This window comes from Candidatus Acididesulfobacter guangdongensis (assembly GCA_004195045.1).
Classification (GTDB): domain Bacteria; phylum SZUA-79; class SZUA-79; order Acidulodesulfobacterales; family Acidulodesulfobacteraceae; genus Acididesulfobacter; species Acididesulfobacter guangdongensis.
This window is the reverse complement of the sequence record SGBC01000002.1, coordinates 77527-102772: the sequence shown is the minus strand read 5'-3', so window position 1 is coordinate 102772 and position 25246 is coordinate 77527. Positions and strand designations below refer to the sequence as shown.

Below are 25246 nucleotides of genomic sequence, written 5' to 3'. Positions count from 1 at the left end.
TTGATTCAAAAACAAAATAAAGTGTTAAAAAATATAAATATCAATAAATTAAGTAAGATAAATATAAATTAATATTAAAAAAGGTGCGTAATTATGAGACCGAAAACAAAAAACAACATTAAAACGTTTATGCAGTTCATGCTTATTGTAAAAAACGTTTTAATATTTTTTCTTTTTATAATTACCCTAAATATAGGCGCTGCTATTACAGGGATATACGGCTTAAGTCCGGCTCACGCATCCGATACGTCGTTCCTTACAAATGTTAATAACCCGAATGTAATGATATTCTTAGATACATCCGGTTCAATGATGTGGAATAAAGACGTTTATTGGAAAAATTCATCATCAAGCGGATACGACAAACCGGAAAGCTGGGCAAGAACATGGGTTAGCGGTAATGGACAACCTACGCATAGAGTTGGTTCTTTTGTATGGGCGCCAGGTTCTAATTCTATGTTTTCAAAAATTTATAACGCAAAATTGGCTATAAGCAACATTGTGAACAGCCCTGAATTTTCAAATTTAAATTTTGCTTTTGCTTCGTTTCAGCAGACTTATGTTAATTATGGCAATGACGGAGGGAGCGGTCGGGAAAATATGTGCGTTTATTCTGATGATGAGTCGTTTCAGAATACTCCAAACGCTCTTTATTACGCCGTGTCCGGCACTACGGCTGACGGTACTCCGGATGAAACCGGCAGATTGGAGGCTTTTGACAACCTCAATTATCCTTTTGCACTTTTTTACTATGGAGGTCTCCACGATAATTATATACTAACTTTAAATAATTATTTAAATTATAATTATAACGGATGGCAGCAAGTATCGATAAACGGTTTTTCGGGATGTCCGAATACAATTAACGACAACGGCACAACATATTATTTTATTTCCTACGATTACAGCGGCGAGGCGCCGGAAGGAGAGCCTTATATTACATGGGCAAGTCCCTGGGTGGTTTACGTGCCTTTAAGCGTTGACGGCACTTTAAATGCTTTAAATAATACCGATGCGGTTCCGGCTGGAGCAAACACGACAAACAGTTCAGACCCTTATTTTGAACCGTCAAAAATTGCATCCAATGCAATAAACTGGCTTTTATGGAAAGCCCCTATTTACGGCAGCAACGCTCTTGACCCCGACGGCAATATTATTTCCGGTTTAAAAGCAGGCGGCGGAACGCCTACGGCAGATTCCGTCGCAGATATGTACGGATATTTTCAAAATTCGCTTCAGGCGGATTCCGCAAAAGCATGCAGAAGAAATTTTTCTATAATTATAACGGATGGCGAAGCCAACAGCGGCTGTCAGTGGTCACCGCTCGACGTTCCGTCTTCACCGCTGAATATTATCACCGATAATCAGGACGGAAATTTATGCCAGTACGGCGGTAACGCCCAAAACGGCATACCTTCGTCGGAAACCCCGCAAGAGGTTTACGACTTATATAATTTAGACCCTTCGTATCCTATAGAACTTTTCATTATCGGATTCGGTTATGCAAACAACGTTGGCAGCGGAACATATATCCAGGAGGTCGCAAACGCCGGCGTCGGAATTAATCCGGGTACAATCAACAATCCGGTATATCTTAACGGGATACCTAATATTTCCGCTACGACAGAAAATACTGCCGGAACGCTGCTCCAGATTCCGCCCTCGCTGTTTGGAACAACCAATGGAGTACAGATAGGAGATACTATTTCCGATAACGGATGGCAGTCTTCAGACTGCGAAACAAACAATAACGACAGCGGATCTTATACAGACGGATTTCAGTGCGCAACGATTACAGCCGTTTATCCTGATTCTAACGAGATTCTTCTGTCAAATTCTCTTGCTTCTCCGTCAAATCCTCTTACTTTATCGGGCACCGTTTACCTTGCATACAACTTAAACGAGCTGCAGTCTTCTTTGACTACAATATTTAATCAGATAGAAAAACAGACGGCTTCATTTACGTCGCCTGTCGTAAATGAAACATCCAATCAGCAATATGTGTATTATACAAATTTCAAATCGTTAAATCAGCCGCTCTGGGGCGAAGGAAATATTTATCTTTTCGGTTTAAATTCTCAAGACCAGCTTGTAGGTCCTTACGGTCCGGCGGTAGGAGCAAACGGGCAGATAATTACCAGCGACTCTTACTGGGATAACGGAAACGGAGCGGGAGGGCTTCTTCAGTCAGAGCCTGCTTCTTCAAGAGATGTATTAACGTCTTATTTAAATTCACAAACCGGTACTCAGCAGACTGTCGCCGTAAATCCTGTAAGCGCAAGCAGCGGCAACAGTAATTTAGACGGTATGCTTAATATAAACTCCGACAGTACAAGCCCTGATTACTATGGAAAAGTCTGTCCAGGTTCATCTTCCGTATCGGCATGCGCATCCGATATTTTAAATTTTGTGTTAGACCCTGATTCTTCGACGGATAATTGGAAGCTCGGGGCAATATTTCATTCAAACCCGGTTCTTGTCGGTCCGCCTCCATTTCCCTATTCCAGCAATTCTTACCAGGCGTTTAAACAGGAATATTCCGTCACAAATCCGAGGAATGAGGTGCTTTATGTCGGCGCAAACGACGGCATGCTTCATGCTTTTAATGCCGGAAGCTGGGATAGTTCAACGGATTCTTACACATACGGAACAGGAGCTGAGATTTTCGGCTATATTCCGCCTAATCTGCTTCCAAAAATAACATCATGGTACGATAGTTCTATAGGGGTAGGAACAACACTTAATTTTCCTGAATTTGTCGATTCTACTCCGGACGCGTCGGACGTTTTCTTTAACAACATATTTCCAGATTATGTAAGCGGAGGGGCAGAAACCGTTGAATCTCCAGAAACTAATCCGGTTGACAACTCAGAATACTCTATAAATCAAAACAGCCTGCAGAACAGCTGGCACTCTGTTTTAATAGGCGGCGAAAGAAACGGCGGGACATATTATTATGCGCTAGGCGTTACCGACCCTTCAGGTTCTTCTTATCCAGACCCGCTATGGAATATTACCGACGGCTCAATGGGCAATACATGGTCTAAGCCATACATATCTTATGTATGTCTGCCAAATCCGGATTATTCAAAAACAAACGGAGAGGCAGGGGTTTGCGGAAATAATCCAGACCCGGCAAGTCCGTTATTACCGCCGCAATATATAAAAACTTACGCTGCTTTTATAGGCGGAGGATATTCGTCAAACAACAGCGCCGGAAACGCTCTTTATGCGCTATATACAGAACCGAATCCCGTAAATACCGGAACGTCTGCCAATCCTGACTATGTTGACGAACAGATTTTATGGGAATTTAATTCCTCTAATGATTCAAACATGAAATATGCTATCCCTTCTTCAATCACACCCGTTTTAAGCCAGAACTTCAGAACCGAAGGTTTTTACGCAGGAGATTTGGGCGGACAGCTCTGGTCTGTCAATATTCCTGACGGCTCTGCTCCTTATGCCGTAAACGGAACTTCGAACTGGGACGCCTGCAGAGTTTTTGATTCTGACGCTTCAACCGCAGACCCGTTGAATATTTTCTTTTCGCCGGCAACAGCAACGGATACGTTAGGCAACTTCTGGATTTTTTTCGGTACTGGCAATAGGGAAGATTTAAATGAAGTAAACACATCAAGAAATAATGAATTTATAGCAATCAACTCCACGCAGCTCGGCGGTCCGCTAACATGCCCCTCAAGCGGTCCGATTAATGAATCTGATTTAGTCAATCAGACCGGCGTGAGCGGTTCTACTACAAATTTATCAAATGTTCAATCGGCGGACGGATGGTATATAACGTTATCTCAGGGAGAAAAAGTGACATCGGCGCCGTCGGTTTACGACGGCATAGTTTATTTCACGACATTTACTCCATCATCCGTTCAGGACGCCTGCGGTTACGGAACCTCAAGGCTGTACGCCTTGAGCTATCTTAACGGCGGCGGCACGATATTGGTTTCGACTTCCGGAACTATTTCGATAATAAATAATGCAACCGCATCCAGCGGAGCTAAGCAATCAATAGCTGTTGGTTCAGGCGTTGCGTCTGCGCCTACCATAGCTAATAATTATATTGGCGTAACTACTTCGACCGGCAAAGTTTTCAGACAAAAAATACCGGCGCTGCCGTCTAAGGTGACTCCTACTTCATGGTTTGAAGAACCTTAAGAATTATATGACTTATATATAAATTATATAAAGTTATGCAAAATTATATATGTTCAATTAAAGCGAATCATTTTATAATATAAATATGACTACAATAAATACATATTATTAATTTATTGTTAAATTAAATAAGAATGAGAGGTTTCAATGCGTATAATAAAAATAAAAAATATTCAAAACAATAAAAATGACAGATGTAATAATATGGGAAACACAAAAAATTTTGATAATAATATATCCGGCATTAAATGTTTTATATTAAATAAAATTAAATCTGCATCCGTCTTTTTGTTCTTTCTGCTATTTCTTTTTGCTGCGGTGTCATCGTGGTTTTTGTCTAAATCTGAAGCCGCTGCGCCTCATACAGGCGGTCCGCTTTCATTATTCCATAAAAATACTCTTTATTATACCGGAACAATCATTGCGCTCAATAATACGGCATTAAAATTATCAGGCAGAACAACACCTCTGCTTTTTGAGATAAACAGTTCAACGGTATGCTATGGCGGCGGCGGAGTTAATTTAAAGACAGCCTCCTGTTCCGATTACAAAAAAGGTCAGACCGTAAACATAACGGCATCTAAAAATACAGCAGGCAAATTAATTGCGAAAACGATTAAGCCTGTATTTTACTAAATTAGAAATTAGGTAGAAATTAGAGACTGGCGCTAATTTATAGTATAAAAAAATTATTTAAATTATTTTTAATTTAATAATTTTAATTTAATAAGTCTTTCTATTAGCTCTTTTTCCCAGTATTTTTTTATGTGTGCAGCTATTTCTCTATCCGCCGTTTCACGGTCGTAAGCTTCAAAATTTTTGCTTAGATCCTTAAACATTCTTGCAGCTTCTTCATCATATGTTTCAGTTTGCCTATAATCTGCGTCTGCGGATACACTTGATTCTTTTTTAGTACTTTTGGCGATTTCAATTTTTTTAATATTAACTGCCGTTACTTTATATTCAGGAGTTTCGGTTGACCAGTCCGAGTAATCGCTGGTTAAAATATTTGTCTTAAATTCAGGAAAATGAAATGTCGTTGCAACAACGCCTTTCATAACCCTGCTGCTTATTATTGCCGTCAAATTAATTTTTCCTTTTCTGCTTTCAATTAAAACAGTTTCGCCGTTTTTTATATTTAATGTTTCCGCATCTTCTTTGCTTACCTCTAAATAATCTTCGCAATACCATAAACTGTTTTCTGTACGCCTCGTATTGTTTGCAGAATTATACTGAAACAGATTTCTGACTGTTGTAAGAATAAAAGGGTACTCCCTGTCGGTGCGGTCTTTAGACCCCGCAAAAGATGTAATGACAAATCTTCCTTTTCCTCCGATAAAAGCGTCTTTATGTAAAATATCGGTTCCGTTCGGGGTATTTTTATTGCAAGGCCATTGAATAGAATAAGGCTTATTATCTAATTTTTCATAACTTACCAATGCAAAAGACGGCGTAAGTCTTGCTATTTCATCCATAACTTCAGAAGGATGCGCATAATTTAAATCTGCATTATGATCATTATGATTACCAAAGCTATTATTGTTAGCTGCAGGCGGCGGCGTCTGCCTATTATCTTCTTCTGCCGCAGCATTAGCATATTTTGTAGTAGATTTTGTAAAAGCAGCTGCTAAATTATCAGATTCATATTTGCCGCCATACTCAGTTAAATACCGGCTTAAATCTTCAATAATCTGCCAGTCCTGTTTTCCTGCAACCGGTTCAAGCACCTTTCTAACCCTCTGGATTCTTCTTTCCCAATTTGTGAACGTTCCGTCTTTTTCAAGAAATGATGAACCGGGAAGTATCACATGAGCATATTCGGAAGTGACGGTCTTAAATAAATCGTGCACTACAACTAAATCCATAGACTTTAAAGATTCTATTATACGATTAGAATCAGGGTCGGTCTGAACAATATCTTCGCCAAAGATATAAAGCCCCTTAAATCTCCCTGATAGAGCATTCCTGAGCATATCGGGAAGCCTCATGCCTGGTTCGCTATCCAATTTTACTTTCCATTCTTTTTCAAATAGCTCTCTGGCTCTGTCATCTGATATATGACGATATCCTGGCAGGGTAGCCGGTTCGGCTCCCATATCGGCAGCTCCCTGTACATTATTCTGCCCTCTTAAAGGACTAACTCCTACGCCCTTTCTGCCGATATTGCCCGTCAGCATTGCAAGATTGGCTATCGCAAGTACGCCGCTTGAACCCTGCAAATGTTCCGTTATGCCGAGTCCGTAAAATATTGAGGCATTTTTAGCTCTTGCGTACAGCATTGCCGCCTCTTTAATTTCATTAGCGGGAACTCCCGTTATAACTTCCGCCGCTTCAGGAGAATTATCATCATTTAAAATAAATTTCTCCCATAAATTAAAACTTTCAATATTACATCTATCTTTAATAAAATCATGTTTTAAAAGTCCTTCTTTAATTATCGTGTAAGCAAAGGCATTTAAAAGAGCTACATTTGTTCCCGGTTTCGGTCTTAAATGAAATTTTGCCTGCACATTCGCAGACCTGGCAACTTCCGTTATGCGCGGGTCTATAACAATTAAATCGGCTCCTTTTCTCGCCATTTTTCTTATAAATGCGCCAACTACAGGATGAGCTTCCGTGGGGTTTGCTCCTATTATTATAATCAAATCTGAACTAAGCATAGAACTTAAATCCTGAGTCCCGGCGCCTGCGCCGAAAGCGACGCCAAGCGCGTATCCGGTAGGCTGATGGCAGACCCTCGCGCAAGTATCGATATTATTATTTTTAAAAATAGTTCTGACCATTCTTTGCATTAAATAATTTTCTTCGTTTGTGCATCTTGAAGAACTTATAGCTCCAATTGATTTAATGCCATATTTATACTGCAGTTCTATAAATTTTTCGGCAATATGGCTATAAGCTTCTTCCCATGAAACTTCTCTAAATTCTTCATTTAAATTATTTCTCAAAAGCGGCTTCGTCAGTCTATCTTTGCTTTTAACATAACTCCATGCAAAACGCCCCTTGACACAGGAATGACCGTAATTTGACAGACTATCGTCAACGGGAATCATCCTTATTATATTATCACCTTTATATTGAACCTCAAACGAACATCCCACTCCGCAATATGCGCAGGTTGTCTTTATTTTTGAAAAAGCTTTTCCTGATTTAAATAAATTGTTTTCCGTCAATGCCGCTGTGGGACATTCTTTTACGCAAGCTCCGCAAGAAACACACTCGGAATTTATAAAATTATCTGCTTCATCTGAATTCTCATTATCGCCGCCGAAATTTACATCAACATTGCTTTTTATCGCACTGTTTATTTTATTATTTTTATTATTGCTAACAACAAAACCTTTGTTGATTTTATTAATTACCGATAAATTTAGATTATTTGGACTCCTTTTAACAGATTTTATAATAGAATCGAACCCTCTTCCTGCAATAGTCAATGCAAAATTGCCCTGAATTTCGCTGCAAGCCCTTACACACCTTGCGCAGACAATACATCTTGAAGGGTCAAATCTGAAATAAGGATTTGATTCGTCAATCTCGCTCAGCAAATGACTTTTGCCCCTATATCTTATTTTTCTAATCCCAAAATAAGCAGCCCATTTCTGTAACTCGCAATCTAAATTTTGGGGACACGTAAGGCAGTCATTAGGATGGTCGGAAAGATAAAGCTCAATTAATGTGCGTTTTAAAGAAAAAAGTTTTTCCGAATAAGTCTTTATTTTCATACCTTCGACAATACGCGTTGAGCATGCGTATATGTAACCTTTTTTACCTTCCGCTTCAACGGCGCACATTCTGCATGCCCCGTAAGGTAAAAGATTTTTTGAGGCGCACAGAGACGGTATTGCAATGCCCGCTTTATTTGCAGCGTCAAGAAGAATTACGCCTTCTTCCACATCAATTTTATTGCCGTCTATTTCTATAGTTATCATATCATGCCTATATTGTTCAATTTATATACTTCCTGAATTAAGAAGAAATAAAATTAAATCCGTTAAATAAAATAAAACATGCACAACCGTGCCAAATATTTAAAAATATTTACAAATTTTTATTTAATAGATAAATAACTTAAATAAATATTTCATCACCGAAATATTTCAAAAGACTTTCTATCGGCAAAGTTATTCCACTTCCTAATCCGCATAGAGATAAATATTTCATAGTTTCAAGGATTTCATAAATTACATTGAGATTATCGTTCTTAAAATTATCATCCCGATTCGACTTGAAGATTCTTTCAAACAATTCTTTTAATCTAACAGAACCTATTCTGCACGGCGCACATTTTCCGCACGATTCCTCAATGCAAAAATCTAACGTCTTATTTAAAATATCTTTTATGTCCGCATCTTCCGCATAGACTGCTACGCCGCCATGCCCAAGCATTCCTGCCTTTCTCGCTACATCTTCATATGTAAGTTTAATATTTAAAAATTCGCCGGTATAACCGCCATACAACGGGAAAAAGGCGCCAAGCGGTCCGCCTATCTGCACTGCTTTAAATTGCATATTATCCTGCAGAGGCCCTCCGCCGAAGTCATATAACAATTCTTCCAAAGATATATCGTTGTCTAATTCGTAAAGACCGGGAAATTTTACGTCTCCCGACAGCTGAAACGGAAAAGGTATTTTCGGAACATTTAATTTATCCAAATATTTTAGATCCGGCTTATCATAAAATTTTATATATTTATCTTTATCTTCGATTAAATCCGGCTTACCATTAAACTTTATGTCTTTATCATCTTTATCTTTGTCTTTATATTTATTTTCATCTTCATCTTCATCTTCTCCATCTTCGATACAAATTAAATCTCCGCTTAAATCGAGATTAATATTAAGCTCGCCGAAAATATACGCAACCGACGCAAAAGTCGTTACATTATTTAAAATAGTAGGTTTACCGTAAAGACCTGAAACAGCTGGAACAGGAGGGCGGACTCTTACCGCACCCCTTCTATTTTCAATGCTTTCCAAAAGCGCCGTCTCTTCGCCGCATACATAATTTCCGCCTCCTGCTATTATTTTTAAATCAAAACTGCGTCCGGTATTTAAAATATTCTTGCCGAGATAATTTGACTTATAGCATAAATCTATAGCATTCTGCAATTTTTCAATACCGTTTTTATAATCTGACCTAATGTAAATAAAACCGTATTCTGCGCAAATTGTGACCGCAGCTATAAGCATACCTTCTATAAGCATGAACGGGTCATACTCAAGAATTAATCTGTCGGCAAACGCACCTTTGTCGCCCTCGTCTCCGTTGCACACTATATATTTTTCGCTATATTCCGCTTCTCTGTTCCTCATCTCTTGTTTTTCTTTTTCATTTAAGAGATTATCGTTAATATTTACACTGTTGTAATTTATATCATTATGAACTTTTCTATTATTATTTACTTTATTATCTATTTTATCTATATTGTTAAGATTTATATTACATTTTATATTATACTCTGCTTCTTTCATTCTACCTATATTTGCATTAAGAACGGTTTCCCATTTTATGCCCACTGGAAAACCTGCACCGCCCCTACCTTTTAAGCCTGATTTTTTTAAAATATCGATGATAATTTTCGTATTTTTATCGCTTCCCGTATTCACAGCCGGGCCGACGGAGAACTTGCCGCCGGAAAATATGATTGGATTAATTAATAAAGATAACGCATTTTCAAGCCCTTTAAATCCATGCTGATTTTTATAATCGTCTAATGAGAGCGGATTTACTTTTCCTACCCTCTTGAAAACAAATTTTGTTTTAGAAAAAACATCTTCGTTTGCAACACTAAGTTTATTATCGCTCGCTTTATGGTTATTTTCTGATAAATCAACATTGTTTTTAATATTGTTATTTATATTGTTATTTTTGATGCCGTTACGCTGTACAATAAAATCTTTGTAATATGTTGCTGCGCCGTAAATTTCCGCTTTTGACATATTTAATTCGTCTGCAATAAACTCTATGGATTGTTCGTCTATAAAGCCGTGCGCATTTTGTACCATATGCAGCCTATCTAAAAGGAGACCTGCCGTTTTATATTTTTTTATTTTTTCCATTTAAATTTAATTCCTGTAATTGTGTAATTCAGCCTGTAATCTGGTCAGCTGCACTTTAATCTTTTTTTAATTTTTTTTTCGAAAAAATATCGAAAATTATTGCCTGCACGGTTAATGAAAAGAGAACTGAAATAAAAACATATGTTATTATTTTAGACCTCATATGTAAATCTAAAGGCAGCGACAATGCCATAGCAATTGGCAATGCACCCCTCAGTCCTCCAAATACAAGAAATCTTTTATACCGCTTATTTAAATTTATACTCTGTGAAAATGTCTTAATTTTATATCTAAGCTTATTAACAATTTTATCACTAATCGGAGAAAACAGATACACTGCTATAAACCTTGACAGTATAACGAGAAATATTAAGAAAATTGAAATAATCCATAAGTTTAAAATTTTAAACAAATTAATCTCTATTCCTATAATAAGGAAGAGGACGGAATTAATAATAAAAGCTAAATATTCAATAATAACAGGAAATACCTCCACCGCCTTACTTGATACTTTTTTCTTAAATCCGAAGTTTGCCAAGACTATGCCGCTAAATATTATAGCCATTATGAAAGAAACATGCAAATAGTATGCAAATATCAAAGATACATAAGCAAGCAGAAGCGATATCATTATTTCCGTTAAATAATCTATCGTAAGAGACATTAGAAAAGACACGGCATAGCCAAGTATAATACCAAGTATTGAACCTCCGATAGATTCATATAAAAACTTAAGCGCGGATATGCCGATTATTCCGAAAACATATTTAAATATATTTAAAATATCGCCTTTTAAAAAAATCAATCCCGCATTGTGAAAATTTAAACCTAAAAAAACTTCAAACAGCACAAGGCTTATTCCGTCGTTAAAAAGACTTTCTCCTTCAAGCACTGTCTTAATGCCGTCGTTGTTATCGCCGCTATAATTGTCGTCGATAGAATTTTTTTTTGCGTTATTTTTTAATAATGCAAGTATTGAGATAGGGTCGGTAGGGGTAATTATAGCTCCGAATATCAAAGCCTGTTTTAAAGGAAAATCCAGAATGAAATGAAAAACTATACCTATAAAAACTGCTGAAATAATAGTGCCGAAAATAGACAATATGCCTATAGGAATAGCGTTTGACATTAATGGAGCAATCTTTATATTAACCGCCCCTTCAAAAATAATAATTGGAAGAAACACGTAATAAATCAAGGTCGGGGTTATTTTTAAATTGGGAAAAATATGAAAAATGCCTACAATAAGACCTATAATAACAAGCATAGAGGTGTACGGAATTTTAAAGTAATTGGTTAAAATTCCTCCTACCGAGGCGATAGAAAGCAGAACAATCGCCGTAATAACTATATAATGGCTTCCATGCATAATGTTTTATTCCGCATCATCAACGTTATAATCAGTAATAGCTATAGATATAACAAATGAAATCAGCGCTATGATTCCATAAAATACAAACGTATCGTTTAATTTATAACTGCTGGCTATAAAACCCCCTATCGGAGCCGCAATCGAACCTATGCCGAATCCGGCAAAAAAGAATATCCCGTAAGCCGCCGACCTGTAATATTCTTTTGCATTCCTGCTGATTAAAAGATTTGATATAGGATTCATTGAAAAACTGAATGCGGAATACAGCAGTATAGAAAAAAATAAAATGAACCCCGCTGAAAAACCGGATATTAAAATAAACAAACCGGATATTAAAATTAGAACTGAAAATACACTGTTCGGTTTATATCTTTTTGTAATATAGGTGCTTGAATATTGAAATAAAACTCCGACTAACAGCGCTACAGTCACATAAAAACCGCCTGCCGCAACGGTCTGATTATGAAAAAATAAAAAATTTTTCAGTTTCATCCCCGTATAAGCAGGCAGAAAAGAAAATACTCCCTGAAAAACGAAACCGTTTAAAAATTCAACCACAAAAATAAATGCTATATTTCTGTGAAAAAAGTCATTAAAAAAAGATTTAATGTTTTTAGTTTTTATCTTATTTGTTTTTGTATTATCTATTTTTGTATTGTCTTTTGTATTGTCTATTTTGATATTTTCAATTTTTACAAAAAAAGAATAAACAAAAATAAATAAAAAAATCAAACCTAATATTAAATAAGGCGCATTGTATCCAAAATAGTAGCCTAAAAATCCCGCAAATGCTGCGCTTAAAGCCACGCCTAAAGTTCCCGCTATCCCGTGAATGGCAAAACCTCTCAGTTTATCCGTTTTTACAAAAGACATAATGCTTAATCCGACAGGATGGTAAATACTTCCGACTAATCCCATTAATATAATAAAAATAGCGAAAATATAAAAATTTCCGGATAAAGCTGCTGCAAATGCGCTTAACGACATACCAATCAAATAAATCCTGAGCAGTAAATTTTTATTCATTCTGTCTGCTATAAAGCCGATAGGCAGAGAACCTGCTCCGAACAAGAACAGATACACGCCTGCAACTATACCTAGCGTTGCAAAATTTACATGAAATTTCTCTTTCAAAAGAATTAAGATTGCCGGAAACGTCAGTATTGCGACATGGCAGAAAAAATGCGATAAACTTAAAAGAAATGTTGTTTCGCGTTCATTTTTGGTCATAATTTATATTTTTTTATATTAATTATTTTATATATATTATTTTTTTATGCCATAAAATTATAAGTTTTTAAACCATTCATAAGTTTTTTTTATGCCTTCGCTGAAATTAATTTCAGGCTCAAAACCCATATCTTTTTTTATTTTTTCATAATTTAAGCAGCTTGTTTTTTGTTCTCCGAGTTTAGCAGGACCATGGATTTCTTTAAATTTACCGCCAAAATTTTTATTAATTTCGGTAAACAAATCGTTAACGCTGATTTCTACCGATGTACCTACGTTATATATGCCGATTTTATCAATATTTTCAAGAGCGAGGATATTTGCTTTTGCTACATCGTCTATATATGTATAATCCCTCGTCTGCTTACCGTCGCCGTTAATAATCGGCTGTTCATTTTTAAGCATCTTATTTAAAAATATGGCTACAACACCGGCTTCGCCGTAAGGATTCTGTCTTGGACCGTACACATTGCCGTAGCGCAGCGAAACATATTTTAAACCGAATATTTCATGATAAAAATTTAGAAATTTATCGGTCGCAAGCTTTGCGATACCGTAAGGAGATAGCGGCCATTCAGAATGCTCTTCTTTAGTCGGTCTGTCGTCGGTATCGCCGTAGATAGCACCGCCGGTTGAAGAAAATATAAATTTTTTGATTTTAAAATCATTAGAAAGTTTAATCAAATTAAGCGTCGCCATAATATTTGTCTTAGCATCAAATATCGGGTCGGAAACTGATTTTCTGACGTCAATCTGCGCTGCAAAATGATATATTATTTCAGGTTTTTCTTCATTGAATATTTTTTCAATTTTATCAAAATCGGTAATATCGGCTTTTATTAATTTAGCTTCTTTATTTACATTATATTCAAAACCGCTCGAAAGATTATCTATTATGACTGCGTCATGTTTTTTTGCAATAAGCATATCTGCTACATTGCTCCCGATAAACCCTGCCCCGCCCGTTATTAATATTTTCATGCAAACCCTCCCGACATAATACTTAATAGCATAAGCATTATGAATAATTAGTAGATTAGATTAATTGGATTAAATCAGTTAGATGAAACAGATTAATTGTATTGTATTATTATCTTAATTAATTTTACATAAACCACTCAAACAAACTTTTTTTTGATTAAGTACTGTTAATTATTTTTTCATTTTTTAAAAAAACTAGAGATTCAGTATGATAAGTACGCGGAAACATATCTATCAGTTTTATGTCATCTATAAAATAGCCTTCTTGAATAAATTCCTTTAAATCCCGTAATAATGTCATATGGTCGCATGAAAGATAAATAACTAATTCGGGGCTCAAATCTGCTATATAGCCCACTAAACCTTTGATACCAGCCCTTGGCGGGTCTATCATTATTAAATCATAACTTGAATTATTCTTCGCCGCATTTATTAGAAATTTTTCAACATCTTCGTTGATAAATGAGATAAACGGCTGCTTTTTATAACTGTGCTTTTTATATCTGTCGGGTATGCAGCGTTCAATCCGTTCAATCAAATCATTATTTAATATTATGTTTTTATTTGCAAGCTCTACCGAATAAATATTAGATTCTACCCCAGTCATTTGCGAAACAAACGGCAAGGCAAAGAATGTTAAATTTCCATAGCCGCAAAACAGGTCAAGCGCTTTATCAAATAAAAAATCATCCTTATTTAGTATGCCGCAGCGCTTAGTTTGATAATCGGCCAAATAATTTATTATAAGATTTATTAAATTTTCGTTCTGTTTTTTATTCACCTGAATAAACGAAAAAGATTCATAGGCAAATTTAATACCGGACAACGTAAAATAATCTTTAATATCTTCCCTTATTTCCCTAATTTGTCTTATTTCCTGTATGTTTCTTTTTTTTTCTATCTTTTCTTTTTTTTCGTTGAATTCTATATAAATTTTATTTATATCCAGATTTGATAATATTTTTTTTTCTTTTCCCGAAAATTCGTCTTTTAATTGCAATATTGCGCTCTGCGCTTCTACGTCGGTTAAAATTATTAATTTAATCTTTTTCAGCAGACTTTTATTGTTTTTAAGAAAAAAGTTCCTTATTGTTTCTATCATTGTATTTATCCTGCCGCTTGCAAGGTAGCAGTAATCGACATCCACAACATAATGAGAATTCCTTTTGAATAATCCTACAGCTTCGTCCGAATAAACTTTTAAACTTATTTTTTGTCTGTAATGCAAAACATCTTCAGATTTTATTACGTCTATTGTTTCATATGGCTTATTATTATTAATATATAATCCAGCCTTCGCAAAATTATCTGCGAATATTTTTTTCTTCCAGTAAACTTCTGTTTCATAAGATATATTAAGATAATTGCATCCGCCGCATATTGTAAAGTAGCGGCATACAGGTTCTACCCGCGAAGAGGAAGGGTAAACCATTTTATTAATCTTTCCGAAACCGTACCGTTTATGCTCTTCGTAAATAATGACTTCTGCTATATCGCCCGGGCAGGCATGGTCGACAAACGTTATCTTGTCGCTGCATTTATCCTGATATTTGCCCACTCCATAGCCGTTATATGCCAATCCGACTATTTCAAGTATTGCTGCCGCATCATTTTTTTTATTATCTTTTTTCATTAGCTTTATTATTTTCGTTAGCTTTTATAGCTTTATTATAAGTTTAATTATTAAAAAAACCAAGCGGCAAAATTATAATTTTATATAATTTCCATACCGATTATACAAATAATATAAATATATATATTTTAATATATATATTTATATATAAAAATGTTATAATATACAGTATATTATAATCTTAATCCTGCAATAGAAAATATTTATGCATTTCTTTGCTCGGTTAAACAAAACATAAGGAAAAGGTGCCATATCTTATTTTTTTGCATATGGAATAGTTCAATTAAAGGAAAAGGTGTCAGATTTTATTTTTTTGCATATGGAGTAGTTCAATTAACAAAGAAAATATTTGCAAAAAAATTAATCTAACACCTTTTCCGAGTAGATAACTTTCTATTGCAGGATTAAGGTATAATTATAATGTTGATTAATTATGAAAATAGGTGTAAATTTAAATTTTTAGGAGGAAATAATAAAAATGGCTAAAATTCTAATAGCCGGAAGCGGCTTTGCCGGACATTACGGTGCTTTAATTCTTAATGATATTTTAAAAAATAAAGGAACACATGAAATAACGGTAATCACGCCCAACACCACATTTAATTACCTGCCTTCTTTAGTATGGGTAGGGGTTAATAAAATGAAAGCAGAGAAAACTCAATTTAATTTAAAAAAAATATACGATAAAGTAAATATTAACTTTAAACATGCGTTTGTAAAAGAAGTTCATCCAGACAATAATTTCGTCATCATCGAACATTCAGATATCGATTCCGATGTCAAAAGCCTAAATAGTACGCATAGCAGCAAAATGCTCTCTGAAAACGCAGATATAAAACAAGATTCAACTCACGGTAAAGCTCATAATGGAAACACAAATATAAACAAGTTAAATAATATTAATTCTGCAAATATCGACGAAGCAAATCAAAATAAAATAGAATATGATTTTTTGCTTATGGCTACGGGTCCTAAATTAAATTTCGAAGCTACCGAAAATCTAAATCCTGAATTCGGTTATAATAATTCAATTTGTACTCCGCATCACGCGATGGATACAGCAAAAAACTATCTTGCATTAATTGAAAGAATGAAAAAGGGCGATAAGGTTAAAATTTTTGTCGGGACCGGACACGGAACTGCCACATGTCAGGGAGCCGCTTTCGAATATATTGCAAATATCCATTATGACCTTGTTGAAAGAAAACTGAGAGACATGGCGGAAATAACATGGCTTTCAAACGAGCCCAAACTTGGCGATTTCGGTATGGACGGCGTTGAAGTAAGGAAAGAATCGTTAATATATACTTCGGAGATGATGGCTGAAGGGGTATTTAACTATTGCGATATTAAACATCAGATAAGAAGTCATGTGCATAAAATAGATGATAAAAAGATATATACTGAAAATATAAACGGCGAATTCAAAGAACTTGAGTGCAATTTCGCGATGCTACTTCCTCCTTTTACCGGGAATTCTATAAAATGGATAGGAAAAAACGGAGAAGATATAAAGGAAAAGATTTGCAATCCTGCAGGATTCATAAAAGTAGACGCTGCCTACGGAAAACCTTACGAAGAATTAGACGGTCCTGACTGGCCGAAAACATACCAGACCCAATTATATAAGAATATTTTTGCGGCAGGAATTAACTTTGCTCCTCCCGGACCTTTATCTAAACCAAACAAAAGTCCTAACGGTACGATAATAAGCCCTGCGCCTCCAAGAACAGGATATACGGCTGAATTGTCAGGTAAAGCTGCGGCTTTAAATATAGCTGACATGGTCGAAGGCAGAGAACCTTCGCATAATGCGTCTATGGCAAGTACTCCAGGACTTTGCGTCGCTTCAATGAAAGAAGGTTTTTTTAATGGACTTGCCGGCACGATAGCTGTATATCCTGTGGCAAGAAACAGGAAAGAGTACCCTGAGTACGGAAGAAATCTTGACTATTCCGTGGCAGAAGTGGGAAAAGCCGGCGGCTGGTATAAAATAGGTCTTCATTATTCATTTTTATATAAACTTCAGGCAAAACCGGGCTGGAAAATAATTCCGTAAAGCAGAGCGTCTTACATCTCCCGCTTCTTTACCGCAGAAGATTTTTCGGCAGTGCAGGTTAAAATTTTGAGTTTATATTTATCTATATTTACAGTTTAACCTTAATCCTGCAATAGAAAATATTTATGCATTTCTTTGCTCGGTTAAGCAAAAGATAACTTTCTATTGCAGGATTAAAGTTTAATTGTGTCTATGTAATATAACCAATAGTATATACTAGTATATATAACTACATATATGCATATATAAAAAAAGAAAAGACAAAATTTAAAAAGGCGGAAAAATGGCAGATAATAATAAAAATAAAATAAAACCAATGTTCAGATTTACCAAAAAAGATATAAAAAAACAAAATTCATTTATATATCAGATAAAGCGAGCTGTATCTCTCGGTTTTGTCTTCTTAAACTTAGTGAAAAAATCTAAATAAAATAACGAAGATATAAATATATTTAGTATAAAAATACGATTCAGCTCTTGCATTTTATGCTATTATGCATTATCATAATAATAATTTGTTATTATTAAGCAGTTATTCAATTATTAAATATTAATAAATTTAGCATATTCAAGAGGCGCTGAAATGAATTTTAAAGACATAAACTATAAAAAGAAATTTTCTGTAATAATAATTTTAATTTTATCTATCTTTATTGTGTCATCTTCCCTTAGCGGATGCGCAACCTCCAGAGCCACTGCGGCAAGCGGCACTACTGGCGCAATATTCGGAGCGGGAACGGGCTTCGTTATAGGGGCATTGACAGGCGGACCTATAGGCGCAATAATAGGTACTGCAGCCGGACTGTCAATAGGGTACGGCGTGGGGTATGCAACCGGAAAATATGTAGTTACAAGAGAAGGAAATATAAGGGGGCTTTCAATGCTTAATCTCCCTTATCAACTTGCCAGCAACGAAGCCATATACGATCCGTCAAGTAATTTTAAATTTAATTTTAAACAGATAAAAGGTGTTTTGGTTTCTAACTTAAAAATTGCAATACATCCCGAAACAATAACACCCGGTAAAACAATAAAATTAATTATGTCATACAATGTTCTGGGAACCAGAACAAGCATACAGAATTCTGCTATTACCGAAGACAGACTGCTTGAGGGTATAAACGGGAAGATTTATTACAACCATGTTTCTACAACAAGTATAAGCAGGGAAGGAAAGTACAAAACGGAACTGAACGTCAAAATACCGCCTACTACTAAACCCGGCGTGTACGTATATCAAGCAACATTAAAAATTAACAACGGATTAAGCGCCTTAAGTTCTATGATATACAAGGTCCGTTAACTAATTATTCATTTGTTTAGCTAAAAAATATTCTTTAATAAACAGCGGCCAGCAATACGTTATGTTATGGTGGTTGAATTTGCTATGATTTGTTACTGAGCCGTTATTTGTTATTAATATTGATAAAATCTATTACTTTGCTAATAGCATTTGCTCTGTGGGATATTTTATTTTTTATTTCTTCGCTCAGCTCTGCAAGGGTTTTATTAAACTCAGGAACATAAAATACGGGGTCGTATCCAAATCCTGCTGTACCGGAAAGATTTTCGGTAATTGACCCGTTCAATTCGCCATAGAAAAAATTGTGCTTCCCATCTTTTACTCCATATAAACATGCCCAGCAGACAAATTTTGCTTCCCTGCCGTTAATACAGTCCTTCTCCTTCTTGTTAGCCTTCATCTTATTTAGAAGTTTATTAATGTTATTAATTCTGATATCCGCAATATTGTCTTTGCCGTTTACATTTGCCGGAACTGTTGTGGCAGCGCCGTCATGCAGTTCAGAATATCTCGCCGTATATAATCCTGGCTCGTTATTTAAACATTTAACTTCCAATCCCGTATCTTCAGATACAATATAGTCTATATTATTATTACTTTTGTCATTATTTTTTAGCAGAGCATAATATGCTTCCGCCTTAATTAAGGCATTATCTTTATATGTTAACCCGTCTTCGACTATATTTTTCTGACCAAATAAATCGTCGGCATAAATAAGTCTGACATTACAACAGTCTTTCATAATAAAAGAAATTTCTTGAAATTTATGCTTATTACCGGTTCCTATGAGAATATTCAATGTATTGCAGCCTCCTTTTTATTATTTTTTATTTTTTTTCAGTTTGATACCCGTTTATTTATTCTCATATAATTTATTTATAATTTTAAAATAATATTATATAATAGCTTAATTCATTAATTCTGTGCGGCAATATCGTTTCATGGTAATATTTTACTATAAACAACATCACATTTACAGATAAAAACATCAGGCAAAATGAATCATTCACTTACTTGCGTTATTTACATTCTAATAACCTACCTGCTGGGGAGTTTTCCTACCTCCGCGATAATAGCTCGATTAGTCGGAGGATTGGACCTTTCTAAAACCGGCAGCGGAAATCTCGGAGCAACCAACGTATCAAGAGTAATCGGAAAAAAATACGGCATAATAACCTTGGCGGCGGATGCGCTAAAAGGCTTTATACCCGTTTATATCGCCTTTAAATATTATAAATTTTTTCATTTTTCGTTTCTTATACTTTCTATTATAATGATTGCGCCTATAATCGGACACTGTTATTCAATTTATATAAAATTTAAAGGCGGCAAAGGCGTCGCAACAGCTCTAGGCGTCTTTGCCGCAGTATCGCCGGAGGCTGTATTGATGGCTCTGGCTATTTTTATAGTAATGATATTCTTAAGCAGATATGTTTCTCTATCGTCTATTACGGCGGCTTTTTTTATGCCTTTTCTTGTTTTTTACAGTTTAAGAAATATCGATTTCTTCACTGCATCATGTTTTATTTCTTTATTGATAATATTTAAACATGTTCCAAATATTACAAGACTTTTAAACGGCACAGAAAATAAAATAGGCAAAAAAAAACAATTATAATATTACAATAAATTCATTTTTTTTGCATATCCCTTCAGTATCAAAGAATTAAGAGATACGGTTATACTTGAAACAGCCATTGCGGCTCCGGCAATAGCCGGCGGAAGAAGCCATCCCGTAAAATGATAAAACAGACCGGCTGCAAAAGGAATACCCAATCCATTAAAAAAAAATGCCCAAAATAAATTCTGTTTAATTTTGCTTAATGTTTTTCTACCCAAAGATATACTTTTATATACGTCTTTAATATCGCTTTTTACGAGAACGACGTCGCCTGTTTCGCGCGCCACATCAGTTCCGCTTCCGATAGCTATTCCGACATTGGCTGCCGCAAGAGCCGGAGCATCGTTAATACCGTCTCCAATCATTGCGACTGTTAAATTTTTATTTTTAAGTTTTTCTATTTCTTTTAATTTATCTTCAGGTAAAACATTTGCGATAATATTTTGAAATTTTATTCCAATTTTTGAAGCGGTTAATTCAGCAGATTTTAAATTATCTCCAGTTAGAAGGTATGAATCTATCCCTATCGCTTTCAGTTTTTCGACGGTTTCTTTAGCATCTTCTTTTATTTTATCCGACATTGCAATTATACCGATTATCTTAGAATCAACGGCGATGCCTATTACGGTTTTTCCGTCTGAACTTAATTTTTTTTCTAATGTTTCAAACTCTGCCCTGTTTATTATTTCAATTTCCGCAGTATCTTTTTTATTTCCGCTTTTATTTCCGCCGTTATCGTCGGTATATTTTTCGTCTATATATTTAACCGCATTGTCAAAGAGTTCTTTTTTGCCGATTAATATATTATTCCCGTTATATGTAAAACTTAAACCGTATCCGCCTATTTCTTTATAATTATAATTTTTTATAAAATTATTTATGCCGTCAGCATGAACTTCGTTATTTATTAACGCGCCGGTCAAATCATTCAGCCGGTTAAACTTATTTAATTTATTAAATTCATTAACATTTTTACCGCCGTTTTTAATAGTCTTCTCCCATTTTTCTGTTATAGCTTTTGCGATTGGATGAGATGAAAATTTTTCGCCGAATGCGGCAATAGACAAAATTTCGTCTTCAGAGTACACTGCGCCCGAAAAATCTGGAGAAGAAGATGTAGAATTGACATTGCCGGAGACTATTGGAATTACGTCTGTTATTTCAGGCTTGCCATAGGTTACGGTTCCTGTTTTATCAAATACTACAGAGTTAATTCTTGCCAATTCTTCAAGTGCGGAAGATTTTTTAATTAATATGCCTTTTTCAAGTCCGACTGCGCTTCCTATCATAAGAGCCATAGGCGTTGCAAGACCCATAGCGCATGGACACGCAATCACGAGAACGGCAATTGAGGCGGATATAGCAAACAAAAGACTTTCATGAAAAGCAAATTTCCATAAAATAAAAGTTATAAGAGATATTATAATTACGACCGGGACAAAATAATTTGTTACATTATCGGCTATCCTTTGAATCGGAGCTTTATCTGCCTGCGCATCTTCGACCAGCCTGACAATTTGAGATAATACAGTATTTGCGCCAACCTGCACCGCTTTAATTTTTATAATGTTTCCGCTGTTAATTGTTGAACCTGTAACTTTATCCCCAGTCTTTTTTTCCACCGGAACAGGCTCTCCGCTAAGCATAGATTCGTCAATTAACGTTTCGCCTTCAATAATCTCTCCGTCAACAGGTATTTTTTCTCCTTTTTTAACAAGAAGCGTATCGCCTGTCTTTACATCTTTAGTATCTATTTCTTCAATGTTTCCCTTATTATCTATTAAATTTGCTTTATTAGCCTGAAGTTTAAAAAGTGATTTAAGCGAAGAAGCAGCTTTTTCTTTTGATATTTTTTCAAGAAGTTTTCCGAATCTTATAAAAAGAATTAACAGGACTGCGGTATCAAAATATAGAGAGCCTTTAATCAAAAAAACAGAAGCTACAGAGTAGAAATATGCGGCTGTAATTCCCAGAGAGACTAACACATCCATATTGGAGGAACCGTTTTTAAGCGAATAGTACGCTCCTTTATAAAATGCAAAACCTGCGCTGAATTGGACAATCGTCGCAATCAAAAATAATATAATAATAACCGCAACCGTATGCGCCTTATAAAAATTTGAAATATCGAAAACATCAATAAACTTCATATAAGTAAGGAAAACCGTGGGGACAGCTAAAATAAACGTAAAAACAACCCAGTAATAATCTTTTTTCCAATCTAGAATGTTTCCAAATAGTGCGCTATATAACAGAGCGGATATAAATTTTAATTTATTATAGCCGTGTAAATTTTTTAACACCGCCTGAACATTAGTTAGCGCTACCTGCTGCTCGCCTAAAGCTATAGACTCATGATTTGCGGCTTTTATTCCGTTTGATTGATTTTCACCGGCACCAGTATTTACGTTACCCGTGCTGTCTTGTAAACTTGCAGAACCGCTATTATTGCTGCTGCTCAAATCTATGGCTTTATATCCGCCGTTCTTAACTGCTTTAAAAATATCATCTTTTGAAATTATGGACGGATCGTAAATAACGGAGCCGCTCTCACCGACAAAGTTAACCGTCACTTTATCGATGCCTTGAAGCTTCTTTATACTTTTTTCTACAGTTCCTGCGCAATTAGTACAGTGCATTCCCTGTATTTTAAATTTTAAAATTTCTTTACGGTCGTCACGGTCGGGTTTAGCGAAATTTATACTTGCTTTATTGCCGGTGTTTTCAAAGCTTTCATTGATATTAAGAGCGTCCGACGGAATATTGTCGTTACTGTCTAATTTTAATTGCATATTAACAGGCTGGCTATTATTTAAAAGTTTTGCGCCGAATCCTGCAAATTTAATCATCTTTATAATTTCATCCGGTTCAGGTCTGTCAATAGATGCATCAACATAAAGAGTTTCGTTGACAAAATTTAACTTAGCGTCAATTACTCCGTCAATTCTTTTAACCGTATCAACAATAGTTCCGGCGCACGACGCGCAGTCCATTCCGCTTATTTTAAACCGGTAATGTTTTAAATTTTTCGATAATCCTGCATCAGTTCCATCGTCATCATTGTCGGCAGGCTTGTCTCCCGTATCGGCAGCGCTGCCGTTTTCGGTATCATAGCCTGCTTCAGAAACTGCATTTTTAATATCGGTTAGATTTGCTATATTTTCATCATATTTAATGACCGCATAATTTCCCTGTAAATTTACATCCGCCGATTCAACTCCGCTTACGGAAGATACGGCTTTAGCAACAGTTTTGACACAATGTTCGCAAGTCATTCCGTAAACATTAATTTTTTCTGTTTTCATAATGCCGAATTTGAATTAAAATTTAACATAAAACTGATATTTCACAGTTCTTATCTTATTATTATATTGTTTATATTATTATAATTTCATGCTTTATTTTGCATTTTAAAAAATTAAAAACGATATGATATTAATAATAAAAATAATAAGTAATAAACAAGTATTCCAGAAATAAAAAAAACAAGAGCTCCGCACCGGTTAAATGACAGTTTCTAACGTCATACAGCAAGTACGGAACCCTGTAAACAACATTCGGTAATTATAAATATTTTATACCTAATTTTTTAATTTGTTAAATACAATCTGCATCTCACAGCCTCGGCAGCAATACTATTTGGAAACAACGGCAAAATGGTCTCTTCTGTTTATCGCATAGCAGCTGCTCGTGTGAGCGGTACATATCGGTTTTTCTTTGCCATAGCTTATTGTTTTGAGTCTCTTTGGATTTATGCCTAATTTCTCCAAATATACTTTAGCGGCATTTGCTCTTCTCCAACCCAACGCTAAATTATAGCCCTCAGAGCCTCTTCTGTCGCAATTGCCCTGAATTTGAACTACTATATTCGGATTGTGTTTTAAAAATGATGCATCTTTCTTAAGGATAGCAATATCTCTATTTGTAAAAGTATATTTATTAAAACCAAAATGAATATTGTTAATCCTTGCACTAATGTTATAAGAGGAAATGTGTTTTTTTTCGACAATCATCGGTTTAACTGCTTTTGTAATTCTTACAGGTTTAGGCGCAGCCAATTTTTTAATCTTTACAGTTTTTTTTACCGGTGCTGCTTCTAAACAACAATTGTAAGACGAACTGCACGGACTGGATAAATACGATTCTCCCCTAAAATTACCGAATCCGCAAGGTGTAGACCAGACAGCCGCAGCATAAACTTTTGACCCGAGAAGTGATACAGCTGCAAATGCAAGCACTGCAAAAAATAATTTAATTTTAATTTTCTTCATAAACAATCTCCTAAAGATTTAATTTATTAATATTAATAACAAGTTGAACAAACTAAAGATATATCATAGCACTGCAGTGCTGTAGTACATACTATATATGCTATATATATAGTATACCATAACTTCATTTCGTTACATAGTGAGTGTATATTATTATACAGTATAATTTCATTTCAATATATAGTATCTATTATAATACCGTATATTAATAAATAAAATGTATTTATTAGGCCAAAATATTAACAATCAAATAATCCAATAAAAAAAGCCTCTTTTAAATGCATTTACTCAGCATGCATTTAAAAGAGGCTTTAACAACTTTTTAAAATTAATATTTAAATATCAATTAAATATATAATAAAAAAAAATTCGGTAACGACCTACTCTCTCATGCAGCTACCCGCATAATACCATCGGCGCAATAGAGCTTAACTTCCGTGTTCGGGATGGGAACGGGTGGACCCTCTATGCTATAGTTACCGAAAACTTTATATTGTTCCGTAAAATATTAACCATTAAACGTTAATTAAGCAATTTAAG

13 protein-coding genes, 1 rRNA gene and 1 pseudogene are annotated in these 25246 nt (G+C 35.2%); 5 read left to right on the top strand and 10 right to left on the bottom strand.

Translation table 11 applies throughout. The features are described 5' to 3' along the window. Positions 1–93: 93 nt before the first annotated feature. Together EVJ46_04610 and EVJ46_04605 are read left to right on the top strand one after the other, a co-directional pair. Positions 94–4173, top strand: coding sequence for a hypothetical protein (locus tag EVJ46_04610; protein ID RZD16315.1), 4080 nt, complete (start codon positions 94–96; stop codon positions 4171–4173). A 147-nt stretch (positions 4174–4320) separates the two neighbouring features. Continuing rightward, complete coding sequence (locus EVJ46_04605) at positions 4321–4809, top strand: hypothetical protein (protein RZD16314.1); 489 nt, start codon at positions 4321–4323, stop codon at positions 4807–4809. Between the two features lie 68 nt (positions 4810–4877). Here the strand turns inward: EVJ46_04605 and EVJ46_04600 are convergent, their stop codons facing one another. The 6 genes from EVJ46_04600 to rlmD all read right to left on the bottom strand — a co-directional run bounded on the left by EVJ46_04600 (position 4878) and on the right by rlmD (position 15452). After that, positions 4878–8105 (bottom strand): 2Fe-2S iron-sulfur cluster binding domain-containing protein, encoded by a 3228-nt coding sequence (locus EVJ46_04600; GenBank protein ID RZD16313.1) that lies wholly within the window; start codon positions 8103–8105, stop codon positions 4878–4880. A gap of 139 nt (positions 8106–8244) precedes the next feature. Further along, positions 8245–10236, bottom strand: coding sequence for a hypothetical protein (locus EVJ46_04595; GenBank protein RZD16312.1), 1992 nt, complete (start codon positions 10234–10236; stop codon positions 8245–8247). 55 nt (positions 10237–10291) lie between these two features. Continuing rightward, complete coding sequence (locus EVJ46_04590) at positions 10292–11605, bottom strand: hypothetical protein (GenBank protein RZD16311.1); 1314 nt, start codon at positions 11603–11605, stop codon at positions 10292–10294. Between the two features lie 6 nt (positions 11606–11611). Continuing rightward, positions 11612–12838, bottom strand: a complete 1227-nt coding sequence (locus EVJ46_04585; protein ID RZD16310.1) for an MFS transporter — start codon at positions 12836–12838, stop codon at positions 11612–11614. A 57-nt stretch (positions 12839–12895) separates the two neighbouring features. Then, entirely contained in the window at positions 12896–13819 is a 924-nt protein-coding gene (locus tag EVJ46_04580) for an NAD-dependent epimerase/dehydratase family protein (protein RZD16309.1), read from the bottom strand. 157 nt (positions 13820–13976) lie between these two features. Further along, positions 13977–15452 carry a 23S rRNA (uracil(1939)-C(5))-methyltransferase RlmD gene (gene rlmD / locus EVJ46_04575; protein ID RZD16308.1) on the bottom strand — a complete coding sequence of 492 codons (1476 nt, stop codon included), beginning with the start codon at positions 15450–15452 and terminating at the stop codon, positions 13977–13979. Between the two features lie 928 nt (positions 15453–16380). Here rlmD and EVJ46_04570 point away from each other — a divergent pair. Together EVJ46_04570 and EVJ46_04565 are read left to right on the top strand one after the other, a co-directional pair. Continuing rightward, positions 16381–17511, top strand: a pseudogene (locus tag EVJ46_04570) (NAD(P)/FAD-dependent oxidoreductase). A 583-nt stretch (positions 17512–18094) separates the two neighbouring features. After that, the gene (locus EVJ46_04565; protein RZD16307.1) at positions 18095–18814 is read left to right on the top strand and encodes a hypothetical protein; all 720 of its coding nucleotides are present in this window, start codon (positions 18095–18097) and stop codon (positions 18812–18814) included. Between the two features lie 103 nt (positions 18815–18917). Here EVJ46_04565 and EVJ46_04560 read toward each other — a convergent pair whose 3' ends face one another. Beyond that, positions 18918–19613 carry a non-canonical purine NTP pyrophosphatase gene (locus EVJ46_04560; protein RZD16306.1) on the bottom strand — a complete coding sequence of 232 codons (696 nt, stop codon included), beginning with the start codon at positions 19611–19613 and terminating at the stop codon, positions 18918–18920. Between the two features lie 198 nt (positions 19614–19811). Between EVJ46_04560 and plsY the strand changes: the two genes are divergently transcribed. Next, on the top strand, positions 19812–20432 hold the full coding sequence (gene plsY / locus EVJ46_04555; GenBank protein ID RZD16305.1) for a glycerol-3-phosphate 1-O-acyltransferase: 621 nt from the start codon (positions 19812–19814) through the stop codon (positions 20430–20432). Between the two features lie 2 nt (positions 20433–20434). On the opposite strand, the gene EVJ46_04550 is transcribed toward plsY, so the two are convergent. The 3 genes from EVJ46_04550 to rrf form a co-directional block, all read right to left on the bottom strand. After that, positions 20435–23740, bottom strand: a complete 3306-nt coding sequence (locus tag EVJ46_04550) for a heavy metal translocating P-type ATPase (protein RZD16304.1) — start codon at positions 23738–23740, stop codon at positions 20435–20437. A gap of 330 nt (positions 23741–24070) precedes the next feature. Beyond that, positions 24071–24706 carry a hypothetical protein gene (locus EVJ46_04545; GenBank protein ID RZD16303.1) on the bottom strand — a complete coding sequence of 212 codons (636 nt, stop codon included), beginning with the start codon at positions 24704–24706 and terminating at the stop codon, positions 24071–24073. 367 nt (positions 24707–25073) lie between these two features. Continuing rightward, a 5S ribosomal RNA gene (rrf, locus tag EVJ46_04540) occupies positions 25074–25190 on the bottom strand. Positions 25191–25246 lie beyond the last annotated feature (56 nt).